The following is a 274-nucleotide window of genomic DNA, read 5'->3' on the forward strand; positions in this document are numbered from 1 at the left end:
TTTTCTAAGGTTTGGGTGACTTGAGGATGGGCGATACAGTAACCGACACGATGGGCAGCTAAACGAAAGGCTTTGGAAAACGTGCGGAGGATTGCCCAATTGGGATGTTCAGGAAGTTCTGTGACTAAAGTATGACCACTAAATTCAAAGTAGGCTTCATCAATAACGACTAAAATATCTTCTGGCAAGTTTTTCAACCAGTCAATTTCACTATTGGTGAGGAGGTTTCCGGTAGGGGAGTTCGGATGGACAACAAAAATTACTTTGACCGCTT

1 protein-coding gene is annotated in these 274 nt (G+C 43.1%); it reads right to left on the reverse strand.

The features are described from left to right. Window positions 1-274 (reverse strand): aminotransferase class I/II-fold pyridoxal phosphate-dependent enzyme (locus R0J87_RS20290; RefSeq protein WP_498888511.1); only part of this gene is annotated, 274 nt, incomplete at both ends.

Source organism: Halomonas sp. SIMBA_159 (assembly GCF_046536035.1).
Classification (GTDB): domain Bacteria; phylum Pseudomonadota; class Gammaproteobacteria; order Pseudomonadales; family Halomonadaceae; genus Vreelandella; species Vreelandella venusta_A.